Origin of the sequence: Streptomyces rishiriensis, assembly GCF_003112535.1 — a bacterium.
GTDB lineage: Bacteria > Actinomycetota > Actinomycetes > Streptomycetales > Streptomycetaceae > Streptomyces > Streptomyces rishiriensis.
The window spans coordinates 223,117-235,403 of record NZ_BEWA01000005.1; the positions used below are offsets into that span (position 1 = coordinate 223,117).

Genomic DNA, 12,287 nt, shown 5'->3' on the forward strand with positions numbered 1-12,287 from the left:
CGTAGGCGACGTCAGCCCACGGAGTCGAGCAGCCGGGCGGTGTGCACCCGCCCGGCGTACTCGACCAGTCTGATCAGGACTTCCTTGCCCGAGTCGCGGTCACGGGCGTCGCACAGGACGACGGGTGTGCCGTCGTCGAGGTCGAGCGCGCGCGAGACGTCCCGGGCGCCGTAGTTCCGCGAGCCGGTGAAGCAGTTGACCGCCACCACGAACGGGATGTGCCGGTGCTCGAAGTAATCGACCGCGGGAAAGCAGTCCTCCAGACGCCTGGTGTCGGCGAGGACCACCGCGCCCAGGGCCCCTTGGGACAGTTCGTCCCACAGGAACCAGAAGCGGTCCTGGCCCGGGGTCCCGAACAGGTAGAGGGAGAGACCGGAGCGGATGGTGATGCGGCCGAAGTCCATCGCGACGGTGGTCGTGACCTTGTGGTCCACGCCCTCGGTGTCGTCCACCGACTGGCCCGCTTCGCTGAGCAGTTCCTCGGTGCGCAGCGGCTTGATCTCGCTGACCGCGCCCACCATCGTGGTCTTGCCCACGCCGAACCCGCCGGCGACCAGTATCTTCAACGCCAGGGGAGCCGTCTCACCGGTGGCGTCGGAGTGCTCGGAGACCATGGATCACTTCTCTCAGGAGTGCCGGCAACGGTCTGCGTCGGTACGGGTACGCCGGGCCTCGGCGCAGCGGTCGCACGGGGCGTCGGCGTGGAAACGCCAAGGCAGCATCATGACAATCGGGCCCCTTCTTCGAGCGGTTCGACCGGGGTCTGACCCATCTGACCGACTCTTGCGCGTCGATGTCCGAAGAAGTGCGCGGCTCGGCACCGCCCGGGTCCGTACGCGTCCGGGTCGGTCCGGACGTTCGTCTAGAGCGCCCGCAGTCCCTCGATCACCTCGCGCAGGATCCGTTCGTCGGGCAACTGCGCGGGCGGCACCGGTCGTCTGACCGTGAGGCAGCCCAGCTCCAGCAGGTCTCCGAGGAGCACTCTGACCACGCCCACGGGGAGGTCCGCGCCCGCGGCGAGTTCGGCGACGGACTGGGTCTCCGTGCGGCACAGGCCGACGAGGGTGCGGTGTTCCGGCCCGAGCGCTGTGCCGTCCGCGCCGGGGCCGCCCGGATCCAGGGCGACCAGGGCGATCAGGTCGAAGCGCGTCCCCGTGGGGCCCGGCTGCGTGCGCCCGCCCGTCACGGCGTACGGGCGGACGAGCGGGCCGGCCTCGTGGTCGTACCACTGGCTGCCCGACGCGTGTGGGGCGGCGGTCCTGTCCTCGGTCATCTGCGCGGGTCGCTCTCCGGCCTCATCCGACGGGCGGTCGCGCGCCGAGGCGCGGTGGCGTGTAGAGGTGTTCTCCGACCCGCTTGACCAGGCGCGCCATCTCGTACGCGACCAGGCCGATGTCGGCGGTCACGGCGGTGAGGACGGCGAGGCAGGAGCCGTCGCCGGCGGCGGCCACGAACAGGAAGCCGTCGTCCATCTCCACCATGGTCTGGCGCACTCCGCCGGCTCCGAAGTGCCGGCCCGCCCCCTTGGCCAGGCTGTGGAAGCCGGAGGCGACGGCGGCGAGGTGTTCGGCGTCCTCCCGCCTGAGGCCGGTCGAGGCGCCGACCGCGAGGCCGTCGTTGGACAGCACCACCGCGTGCCGCACCTCGCTCACGCGCATCACCAAGTCGTCCAGCAGCCAGTCGAGTTCACCGGACCGCTGGGCCGACCGCGTACTCGGATCCTGGATCATGCGGGGTCTCCTTCACTGCTGTCGCTGCCCGGTGCGGGTTCCGGTCCGGCTCCGCGGCCGGGTTGTCTTCCGCCGCCCCGGGCCCAGCCGTCCCGGTAGGCGGCCATCCGGTCCCGTACGAGCTCGGGGGTGCGCCGCTCGTCGCCGCGCGAGGCCGGCGGCCGGGCCGGTTCCTCCTTGTGCGGGCGGCGCAGCTGGGGGGCCAGACTGGCCTGCCGCACCCGGCGCGGGAGGTCGTCCGATCCTTCGATGTCGTCCGGGGGGCGGTGCAGGCGCAAGGCGGTCACTCCGGGAGGCGGTGGGTCGCCGGCCGTCGCATCGGCGTCGGGCCGCAGGGGGGCCGCCGGCGCGGGGCGGTCGGCGGAGGGGGCGAAGGCGGCCTGGCGCCGCTCGGGGGCCTGCCGGTCGACAACCCCATGGTCGGCGGCCCGGTGGTCGCCGACCTGCCCGACGACGGCCTGTCCGTCGTCGGACGGCCGGTCGACGGACGGCCGGTCGACGGACGGCCGGTCGACGGACGGCCGGTCGACGGCCCGAGGGGCAGTTGTCTGACGGCCCAGCGCGGGCACACGCGCGTACTCGCGTACCGCGGACTGGCGCAGCTCCGCCGTCTCGACGGCGGAACGTTCCGGCTTTCCGCTGTGCAGCAGCGGCGTGGGCAGCAGGACGACCGCGGTGGTGCCGCCGTAGGGCGACGTCCGCAGATGCACCTTGATGCCGTGCCGGGCGGCGAGCCTGCTGACCACGAACAGGCCGAGCCGGTCGCTGTCGAACAGGTCGAGCGCCTCCGACTGCGCGATACGCCGGTTCGCCTCGGTGAGGGCCTCCTGGCCCATGCCGAGACCCCGGTCCTCGACCTCGACGGCGTATCCGTTGCCGACGGGTTCGCCGGTGACGCGCACACGCGTGTGCGGCGGCGAGAACTGGGCCGCGTTCTCGACGAGTTCGGCGAGCAGGTGCGTCAGGTCGGCTACCGCGGTGCCGACGACGGCCGCCTCCGCGAGCTGCCGTACCTCCACGCGCGCGTAGTCCTCGACCTCGGAGACGGCGGCGCGGACCACGTTGGTGAGAGAGACCGGCATGCGCCAGGCCCGGCCGGGCGCGGCGCCGGAGAGGATGATCAGGCTCTCCGCATGGCGTCGCATGCGCGTGGTGAGGTGGTCGAGCCGGAACAGGTCGCTGAGTTCGTTCGGGTCGTCGGAGCGGCGCTCCATGCTGTCCAGGAGGGTCAACTGGCGGTGCACGAGGATCTGACTGCGGCGGGCGAGGTTGACGAACACCCCGGAGATCCCGCCGGCGAGTTCGGCGCGTTCCGCGGCGGCGCGCAGGGCGGCACGATGCACGGTGCTCAGCGCTTCGGCGACCTGGCCGGTCTCGTCCTCGGCGGGCGGCCCCGGCGGGGCTTCGGCGTTCACGTCGATCTCCTCCCCCGCGCGCAGTTTCTCCATGGCCTCCGGGAGTTTGCGCCGGGCGATCTCCAGGGCTCCGTTGCGCAGGCTGACGAGTTCGACGACGAGTCCGCGGCCGATGCGCACCGAGATGACGAGCGAGGCGACGACTGCGGCGAGGCCCAGCAGAACCGCGGCGCCGGGTGCGGTGAGCAGACCGCGGGTGAACGGGTCGGCGCGCTCGGCCGCCTCGCGTCCGGCGTCCCTCTCGATGGCCCGCATCCCGTTCTGCACGTGCGCGTGTGCCGGGTCCCAGGCTCCGACCGGCGCAGCCGCGATCGCCTTGGCTCCGGGTCCGTCCGCCAGCACCTTGTCCTCGGCGGCGTACAGGACCGCGTAGTCACTGCCGGCCGCGAGACGCTGCCAGGCGGTGCGTTCGGGGCCGCGCAGATCGGCGACGGCCGATTCCGTCAGGATGCGACGCGTGTCGACGGCCCCGGTGAACAGGCGCAGGCGCTCTCCGTCGAGGCGTCCGGCCAGGCGTGCGCCGGAGAGCACGACGTCCTCCCGCGCCAGCGCCTCGCCCGCGCGGGAGAACTCCAGCAGTACGCGCGCGTCCGAACCGAGTTCGACGTCCCGGACCTCGGACAGGGCGCCGCCCACCGAGAAGGCCGCGGAGATCGCGCTCGTGTAGCGCCCGTAGGTCTCCTCCCAGTCGGCGCCGCCGTCGAGCACCGAGGCTCGCAGCGAGGCGAGCCCTTCGGCCCCGGAGACGAACCGCTGGAGCCGCTGGGCCACCCCCGCGGGCAGTTCCCGGCCGTCGGCGACCGTGCTGTGGTCGCCGACCCTGAGTTCGGCGACCGCGCGGTCCGTGCGTGCGGCGAGGGTCCTGAGGCTGCCGTCCTGCCTGGGATCGGGGTCGGTCGCGTACCGCACGGCGGCCGCGCGCTCGGTCTGCAGGGCGGCCACCGCGTCCGCGAGCGGAGCACGGACCTCGGAGTCGACGCGCTGCAGCCGACGCAGTGCGGAGACGTCCTGTGCGGTGCTGACGGTGGCGTACCCCCACAGGGCCAGCAAGGAGACGACCGGCACCATCAGCAGGCAGACGATCTTGGCGCGCACCGTGCGCGGCCGCAGCCGCCATCGTTCCGCGCGCGGGGGCGCCGTGTCCGCCGACAGGTCCGTCGGCTCGTAGGCCGCTTCGTCGGCAGGGGGGCCGGCGTGGGCGCGGCGCCCGCGTGTGGTGGGCGGCGCGTCGGCGCCTGCCGTGGGGGTCCTACGGGGTGTACGCATGGCCTCCTCGCTCGGAAGTGGGACGGGGCTCGCCGGCCGGATCAGACAGTTCCGGTCTGCTGCGGGTCGGCGGGTTTCCGCCCCGGTCGCTGTGCGGACGCGGAGGCCTCACGCTCCCCCGTGGTGGGTGACAGCGCGACGAACGCCGAGGTCAGGAAGAGGTAGGACCCGAGGCCGACGGCGAGGGGGAAGATGAACTGCATCGCCGTGGCCCCGGGCAGCACCTCGCCGGAAGGCGTGACATGGACGCTCACCGCGAACATCGCCGTGTAGTGCATGCTGCTGACCGCGGCCCCCATGACGAGGGAGGCGACACCGACCGCGATCGGCGAGCTGATGTTGAGCGCGGCCCAGAGCGCCGCCGTGGCGGCGACTACCGCGATCAGGACGGAGAGCCCGACCCGCACCGGGTCGTAGGTCACGTCGCCGTGCAGCCGGACCGCGGCCATGCCCAGGTAGTGCATGCTCGCCACGCCCAGGCCGGTGGTGAGCCCGCCGGCCAACAACGCGCGCGTGCGGTCACGGCTGTAGCCGACGGCGAAGACACCGGCGCAGACGACGACCATGGCCACGAGAAGGCTGAGCACGGTCAGCGGAACGTCGTAACGGATGTCGGTGCCGCTGACCGCGAAGCCGAGCATGGCCACGAAGTGCATGGTCCAGATGCCGGTGCCGATCGCCGAGGCCGCGGTGATCAGCCAGTTGCGGCGCGAGCGCCCGGTGGCGCCGAGGGCGCGCACGGTGCAGCGCAGGCCGAGGGCGGCGCCGATGCAGGCCATCACGTACGACAGCACCGGGGTCAGCCAGCCGAAGGCGGCGTGGTCCAGATGTCCCATGACCACGGGACGCTAGCCGGAGCACGGAAGCACAAGGGGGGCGCATTTCGAAAGCTGCTGGAATATGAAGGGGAAGTGCGACAGAACGACCGGGTCTCGCTCGAACATGTGCGCCGACGCATCACCCGTGCCGGTGAGGGATCATGCGGAACATGAGCGACGACCACACACACGTCCAGGAGTTCTTCACGGCGCGCGCCGCGGACTGGGACAGCCGGTTCCCCGACGACGGTCCCGCCTACGAAGCCGCGGCCGGCGAGCTCCGGCTGCGCCGGGGGGACCGTGTGCTGGACGCCGGCTGCGGCACCGGACGCGCCCTGACGCCGCTGCGTGCGGCCGTGGGGCCCTCGGGAACGGTCGTGGGGGTCGATCTGACGCCGGCCATGCTGGAGGCCGCCGTACAGGCCGGGCGCGACCGCGACGGGCGGCTGGTGCTCGCCGACGTCACCGCGCTTCCGCTGCGCTCCGCCTCGCTGGACGCCGTGTTCGCGGCGGGGCTCGTCGCGCATCTGCCCCACCCGGCGGACGGCCTGGGCGAGTTGGCACGCGTGGTACGCCCCGGCGGCACGCTGGCGCTCTTCCACCCGATCGGCAGGGCGGCTCTCGCAGCTCGGCAGGGCCGGCGGATCACACCGGAGGACCTGCGCGCGGAACCCAACCTCGGCCCGCTGCTGGCCCGCTCGGGCTGGCGTATGACGTCGTACGTCGACGAGGACGCCCGCTTCCTCGCCCTGGCCGTCCGAGAGGGCTGACGGCTCGGGTCCGTCCGGCGACCGCGCGCACGAACGCGTCAGGCCGGTCGAACATGCCGTTGTGGGCCGCGCCCGGACGGTCACCACCCGCACGCCCGCCGGTGGAGGAGCCCGCGAGCTTCTTCGGCGACGGCGACCGGCCGTTGATCGCCGAGGAGCTGAGACGTGGGGGCGCTTCTTCCAGGGCTGCGGGCGGTCCAGCTTCACCACGACGGCGGACCCGTTCCGGCGCGGCGATCCTCACCATCGCGCGGGCCGCGTCTCGGGCCGAGCCCCGCCGGCTGCGCGAAAACGCTCGACTCACTGGTCGAGCGACTCGCCGCGCCGCCGCACGGGACAGCCCGCGATGCCAGGCGTCGGGCGGGTGCCCAGCTCCTCCAGCCGGTAGCCGTTCGGGTAACCCTTGATCTCCCGGTTCTGTCGGGCGTGGTGAGGGGCGCGGCGTGGCGGCAGCAGCCGCACCACTCGTCCACGCGCGCGTACCGCTCCGCGCACCAGGGCACGGGTGACAGGGTCGGGCGCGGGGTAGCGGAAGGCCTTCAGGAGGGAGGCGTCGAGGAGGGCGAGCGTGGCGCGGCGCAGGACGGGAGCAAGCGGGCGCGGATACCAGGAGGCCATCAGGGCGAGGGTGGCGTCCGAGACGCGTCGCGCACCTTCGTCCCAGGCGAAGTGGGCCGCTTCGTAGGCGTCGAGGCAGGCTTCGAACTTTTCGTAGCTCTCGGGGATGTCCTTGATGCCCATGCGCTGCCCCAGAGTGCGGTAGTACACGCTGCAGGCGACGATCTCGTGGCGCGACAGCCTGCGCCATCCGTAGGCGTCGATCCATCGCCTGGGCATCACGACGAACGTGCACAGCACATACCGCATGTCGTCGTTGCTGATGTCGTAGCTGCGGTGCATCCGGTTGATACGGCGCACGGCCGTGCGCCCCTGCTCGCTGTCGAAGCCGTGCTCGACGACGGCGTCGAGCAGGAGCGAGGTGTCGTCGTAGCGCTTCTGGGCGCGATCCGTGAGTTCCGCGGTCTCCGCGAGCAGACGCCCGATGGAGGGGACCGCGTAGGTGCGGTACAGGGCCAGCTCCAAGGCGCGCGTGACGTCCCAGGGGAACTCGTACGCCGCTGTGAGCCGGTAGATCTCGGACGCGTCCTCGTGCGGGTCCAGCCGCCGGATCCGCTCGAGTCGCTCGAAGCGCTTCACCACTGCGTCCCCCTTCTGCCGCCGGGCCGCCAACTCTAGGTTGAAAACCAGGAGACGAACGTTCAGTCGCAGTCATCGCCCGGGAAGGCGGTCGGCATGTTCGGCAGGATCCGCATGGCTTACGGGAGACTTCGCGACGCGACGCGCACGCCCTCGCGTCCGGACGGGCCGGCACACCCGGGCGACACCGCGAACCTCGCCAGGAGACGCGCGCCCAATCTCTTCGAGGCGGCCGCCGCCTACGTCTCGGCCTGCGCGGAGAACGACCAGGACAGGATCGACGAGGCAGCGGGCTGGGTGTCGCCGGAGGCCCTGTCCTTCGGGGTCAACGAACTGGCCTGTCGCGCCGTCGTCGCTCTCGCACGGGAGCGCGACCGGTCGCCTCATGCCGTGGCCCGCGCGCTCCTCGGACTGCCGGCGACGTGACGCGTCCGACGGCCGAACGTGGTCGATTCGCCCCCTCCGACCGGAAAACTGCAGCTCCGGGTATGTCGGCCGCCGTGACAAGCACCTTCCCACCGCACTAGGGTGCGCGCCGTTGGACGAACCGATGGGGAGGCTGGGATGGCCGGGACGGACGAGGACGCCGTCGCCGCCGCGGACGACGCGCTCTATGTGCTCACGGCGGTGCTGTTGACGCCGGCGAAGTTCCCGAGTGCGCTGGGCGACGACTATCCGGAGGCCTGTGCGGCGCTCGGCCTCCCGCCGCTCGCCGACGGCTACGGCTTGGTGCTGGGCCAGGACGGCGAGGGCGCGCGCTGGACCGTCGTCATCGACGACGTGTCACTGGTCGCCGTCGCCATCGCGTCGTGGGACTGCGGCATGGAGTACGACCTGTCGCCCGATGAGCGGACGGTGGTCGCCGCGCTGCCCGGCTGGCCACTGGCGGTCGCGGTCGCGGCTCCCGGCGTGCCCGCGCCGCACGATCCCGCCCCGGAGGTGACGGACGGTCCGGCCCTGTGCCCGCCCGACACGAGCACCTGGGGTCCGGCCCAGCGGCGGCTCGGGGCCGACGAGATCGCGCTGCAGTGGGCGCTGTGGCGGGAGCAGATCGACGACGCGGAGTTCGCGCCCTCCCGGGAGAGCGGCGCCGGGACTCGGGCGGACACCGCGGGGGCGGACCGCGCGGATCAGCCGGACACGGCCGACCGGGCGGACCAGGGGCGCGAGGCGGGCCGGCCCGGCAGATCCTCGGCGCGCGACGAGGCCTCGAGGTTCGGCGGGACCGGCGGGAACGACGGGAGCCATGGTTCCGCAGAGGCCGCAGGGACCGGTGGGGCTGCAGCGGCGCCAGAGGCCGGTAGGGACGCGCCGAAGGGCCACAGCGGCATCCGACGTGTGCTGGCCGAAGTACGCGCCTACGTGGACACCCCGCCTCCGCTCGGACGCGTGCGCTCTTCGTTCGCTCCCGGCGAGGCGCGCACTCTGCGCGCCGACGGGCCCGGCTGGTCACTGGTGGCCAGGACCGACGACATCGCGTTCGTCCTCCTCGACGACGAGCCCGGCGAGGTGCTCCCTGTGGGCCGGGGGCCCGAACTGCCCGGGCTTCTGGAGGCGCTCGACAAGATGGCCGTACGACCTCTGTGAAGCACCTACGGCGACAGCGGTGGCCGAGGTGGCAGCGGGGGTCCCCGGGAGGGCGCTTCGACCGGAAGGGCTCCAGAGGGCCGTACCGGTCGTTCCGCCCGACCCGCGGCGCCCGCGCCTCAGCGGCCGATTTCCTTGCGTGTGGCGCGGCGCAGTCTGCGCCGCTGTGACGGATCCAGCGTGAGGTAGGCCGCGACCGGGACCCCCACCACGATCAACAGGGCAGCCCACCAGGGCAGCCAGATCAACAGGAGCAGCCCGACCGCCACACCCCCTGCGGCGATCTTCGCGTTCTTCGACATCTGCGTCGCCTCCTTCGCGGCCACTGCCGCTCTCTGTCATGAAAACGGGTCTGCGCCGCCCGCGGTTCCGAACTCGACCCTGAGACGTCCCTGAGGTACTCCCCCGAGACTCCCCTGAGAACCCTCTCGTCCGAGGTCCGCGTGCAAGGCCGATCCGAGGGTGGTGCACGTTCACGCCGAGGTGCTGTAGCCTCGGCGGCTCACCAAGTAGTCAAATTTGAGGAGAGGCCTCATCTCCGCGCAGAGGGTTCCCGTCGAAGCACCGTCCGAGATCTCCGAACAGGCGCGATGCCGCGCCGCCTTCCTCCGGAACATCACCCAACTCATCGCGTCGCACAACCGGATCGCGGCGGCCGCCGGTATCCCGCTTGGGAATGCAAGCCAGTGCCGTCCCCGGCCTGTGGCGCGACCACCATCGCGAGATCGCGTCTTGCCCCACAAGCTGGCGACATAAAGCACGCCTCCGACTCGGACGACGAAACTTTCCGGGAGGTTGAATGCCCTCCATTTTTTCCGAATGCGGCAAAATATCGTCGGCATTCAAGAGCAGGCTCGGCCATGAGTCAGGCGGCCGCCGGGAGCGTAACTGGCGATATGGGGAACGGTGGAATGCGTGATACGAAATGCGATCAGCCGCGAGGACATAGGCGCACCAGGTAAGTCAAGACTTACCTTTAGGGAACCTTGACCGTATGGTTAGGCTCGAATCGAAGGAGCCCCTTGTTGTCGAAAAATAATGATTCTGCTGCGCGTGCGGTTGAATCGGAGCAGGGTTATGTGTCCTCCTTGTATGAGTTGCTCACCGAGCGGATCTCGGAGGCGCGAGTAAACCGAGCGAGTGTGCTGAAGGCTCCGGCGGACAGCGCCGGTGAGGCATACGAGAGAGAAAACGCCGCCGAGCGTCTGGCCAAGGAAATCGGCCGGCTGGAGGGCGCCGAAAAGGGGCTGGTCTTCGGGCGTATCGACCGGACGGACGGCACGGCCCTGCACATCGGGCGGATCGGACTGCACACGGAGGAGGATGACCTGCCTCAGCTCGTGGACTGGCGCGCGAACGCGGCGCGGCCCTTCTACGAGGCGACACCGGTCCACCCGATGGGCTTGCGGCGGCGCCGGCACCTGCGTCTCGAGGAGCGCGCGGTCGTCTCGGTGAGCGACGAACTGCTGGACGGGACCGCCCCGACCGACGAGGACGTCGTGGGGGACGGCCCGTTGACCGAGGCTCTGTCGGCACGACGTACGGGCAGGATGCACGCGGCTGTCGCCACGCTCCAGGCCGAGCAGGACGAGATCGTCCGCTCCGCCCACCGCGGGGTGACCGTGGTGCAGGGCGGGCCCGGCACCGGCAAGACGGTGGTCGCCCTGCACCGGGCGGCCTATGTCCTGTACGCGTTCCCGCGCGCCACGGAGGAGGGTGTCCTGGTGGTGGGCCCGAACGCCCGCTTCCTCGACTACATTTCCCAAGTCCTTCCCTCGCTCGGCGAGAACGACGTCGTTCTGGCGACCTGCCGGGAACTGGCCGGAGTGTCCACGGACCCGGTCGGCCCGTGCGACACGGCGCGTCTCAAAGGCGTCTCCGACCTCGCCGACGCCCTGGCCGGCCTGCTGCGCGTCCACCAAGCCCCCGCCGGTGACTTCACCGTGCGGATCGGACAGGAACCGGTTCACCTCTCCGGCGAGGAAGTCGCCACGGCACGCGACGCCGCCGTGGCAGCCGTACCGGGGCACAACCCCGCGCGCCAGGTGTTCAAAGAGCTCTTGGTCGACGCCGTCACCGACGCGATGCAACGAGACATGGGCGACCTTCTGGAGCAGATCGACGCCGATACCGAAAGGATGACGGGCCTGAACCTCGACCGGTTCACGGGAGTCGCCCAGCGCCGTGCCGAAGGTGCGGCCGACCCAGGTCCGGTCCACGCGCTGGACCTGGACGCCATTCGAGCCGATCTCCTCGACGACACCGGCGTCGACCGAGCGGTCGAGGCGTTGTGGCCGCGGCTGGTAGCCGGTGACCTCGTCAAGGCGCTCCTGACGAACGCCGACACTCTCGCCGAGCGCCTGCCCCACCTGACCGCGCAGGAGCGGTCCCTTCTGCTGCGTGGTCCGGGCGACCCGTGGACCGATGCCGATGCGCCGTTGCTGGACGAGGCGGCGAACCTGGTCGACGGTCCCCCTGAGCGGACGTACGGGCACGTCGTCGTCGACGAGGCGCAGGAACTGACCGCCATGCAGTGGCGGATGATCGTCCGGCGCTGCCCGCCGAGGTCGATGACGCTGGTGGGCGACTTCGCCCAGGCAGGCCCGGTCGCGACAGCACGCGACTGGAAGGAAGCACTGAGCCCCCACGTCGGACCGCGGTTCAAACTGCACGAGCTGACCGTCAGCTACCGCACCACGCGGGAGATCCTGGAGAGCGTCCGGGACCTGCTCACGCGGATCGCTCCGGACCAGAAGCCCACACGGTCACTGCGACGCGGTGAGAGCCCTCGCACCGTGACCACATCTGCGGACGGGTCGGTCACCGCCGTCGTTCATGAACTCCGCACCCAAAGCACCGCGCACCCGGGCGAGCTTCTGGGAGTGATCTGCGCGGACACCAGGGTGGGTGAGCTGACGGCCCAGGGCGTCGCTCACCACGCCCGCATCGTGCCGGCGTCCGAAGCACGCGGCCTGGAATTCGACGGGGTCGTCGTCATGAACCCCGAGGAAATCATCACGGCCCGCCCAGGTGGGGAAAGGGACTTGTACGTAGCCCTGACCCGGGCCACCAAGCGCCTTTGCACCATCACCGTCCAGCCCGCCTGATGACGACGGAATCTGCGACCTGCTACCCGTCCGAGGGTTCGTCTCGGACGGACGGACGGGCGGGCGGGCTACCACCAGGCTGTAGTGGATTCACTGTGCGCGATGCTGTCCCGCACTACCGCTCACCGGCTACCTGATGGTCCCGCCCGCAGCGGAGTGACGTTGCGGTCGTGTTCGTCGGCTTGGCCGCGGAACTGCCGGGCTGCCGCGGGACCGCGGTCTGCCAGTGGACCAGGAACGTGGCCGGCTTTTATCTCCAACTGCTGGGCCCGTTCGCGAAGCGCGATTGCTTGCCGGTCGGTCCGAACGGCGGAGTGCCGGCCCGACGGACGCTCGACGCCCCGCGTTCACCTCCAGGCAGCACGCCGTTCGGCGCGCGCCTCAACTCTGGCCGCTG

At 71.5% G+C, this 12,287-nt stretch carries 11 protein-coding genes; 4 read left to right on the plus strand and 7 right to left on the minus strand.

Features of this window, described 5'->3' with window-relative positions:
* Positions 1–11: 11 nt before the first annotated feature.
* The 5 genes from Sri02f_RS09355 to Sri02f_RS09375 all read right to left on the minus strand — a co-directional run bounded on the left by Sri02f_RS09355 (position 12) and on the right by Sri02f_RS09375 (position 5,247).
* The gene (locus Sri02f_RS09355; RefSeq protein ID WP_109000629.1) at positions 12–614 is read right to left on the minus strand and encodes a GTP-binding protein; all 603 of its coding nucleotides are present in this window, start codon (positions 612–614) and stop codon (positions 12–14) included.
* A gap of 248 nt (positions 615–862) precedes the next feature.
* On the minus strand, positions 863–1,273 hold the full coding sequence (locus tag Sri02f_RS09360; protein ID WP_109000630.1) for a DUF742 domain-containing protein: 411 nt from the start codon (positions 1,271–1,273) through the stop codon (positions 863–865).
* Positions 1,274–1,295: 22 nt separating this feature from the next.
* Positions 1,296–1,730, minus strand: a complete 435-nt coding sequence (locus Sri02f_RS09365) for a roadblock/LC7 domain-containing protein (RefSeq protein WP_109000631.1) — start codon at positions 1,728–1,730, stop codon at positions 1,296–1,298.
* Positions 1,727–4,411 (minus strand): sensor histidine kinase, encoded by a 2,685-nt coding sequence (locus Sri02f_RS09370; protein ID WP_109000632.1) that lies wholly within the window; start codon positions 4,409–4,411, stop codon positions 1,727–1,729. The genes Sri02f_RS09365 and Sri02f_RS09370 overlap by 4 nt, the downstream gene beginning before the upstream one ends.
* A 41-nt stretch (positions 4,412–4,452) precedes the next feature.
* Entirely contained in the window at positions 4,453–5,247 is a 795-nt protein-coding gene (locus Sri02f_RS09375) for an MHYT domain-containing protein (protein WP_109000633.1), read from the minus strand.
* A 152-nt stretch (positions 5,248–5,399) separates the two neighbouring features.
* Between Sri02f_RS09375 and Sri02f_RS09380 the strand changes: the two genes are divergently transcribed.
* Positions 5,400–5,999, plus strand: a complete 600-nt coding sequence (locus Sri02f_RS09380; RefSeq protein ID WP_109000995.1) for a class I SAM-dependent methyltransferase — start codon at positions 5,400–5,402, stop codon at positions 5,997–5,999.
* A gap of 300 nt (positions 6,000–6,299) precedes the next feature.
* On the opposite strand, the gene Sri02f_RS09385 is transcribed toward Sri02f_RS09380, so the two are convergent.
* Complete coding sequence (locus Sri02f_RS09385) at positions 6,300–7,196, minus strand: oxygenase MpaB family protein (RefSeq protein WP_167467526.1); 897 nt, start codon at positions 7,194–7,196, stop codon at positions 6,300–6,302.
* A gap of 96 nt (positions 7,197–7,292) precedes the next feature.
* Between Sri02f_RS09385 and Sri02f_RS09390 the strand changes: the two genes are divergently transcribed.
* Both Sri02f_RS09390 and Sri02f_RS09395 read left to right on the plus strand, forming a co-directional pair.
* Positions 7,293–7,622 carry a hypothetical protein gene (locus Sri02f_RS09390; protein ID WP_109000635.1) on the plus strand — a complete coding sequence of 110 codons (330 nt, stop codon included), beginning with the start codon at positions 7,293–7,295 and terminating at the stop codon, positions 7,620–7,622.
* Between the two features lie 138 nt (positions 7,623–7,760).
* A complete protein-coding gene (locus Sri02f_RS09395; RefSeq protein WP_109000636.1) occupies positions 7,761–8,783 on the plus strand; it encodes a hypothetical protein in 1,023 nt (340 codons plus the stop codon).
* A 119-nt stretch (positions 8,784–8,902) separates the two neighbouring features.
* On the opposite strand, the gene Sri02f_RS09400 is transcribed toward Sri02f_RS09395, so the two are convergent.
* Positions 8,903–9,085: a tail-anchor membrane protein gene (locus Sri02f_RS09400; RefSeq protein ID WP_109000996.1), complete on the minus strand. Its 183-nt coding sequence runs from the start codon at positions 9,083–9,085 to the stop codon at positions 8,903–8,905.
* A 777-nt stretch (positions 9,086–9,862) separates the two neighbouring features.
* Here Sri02f_RS09400 and Sri02f_RS09405 point away from each other — a divergent pair.
* The gene (locus tag Sri02f_RS09405) at positions 9,863–11,890 is read left to right on the plus strand and encodes a HelD family protein (RefSeq protein ID WP_174855615.1); all 2,028 of its coding nucleotides are present in this window, start codon (positions 9,863–9,865) and stop codon (positions 11,888–11,890) included.
* Positions 11,891–12,287 lie beyond the last annotated feature (397 nt).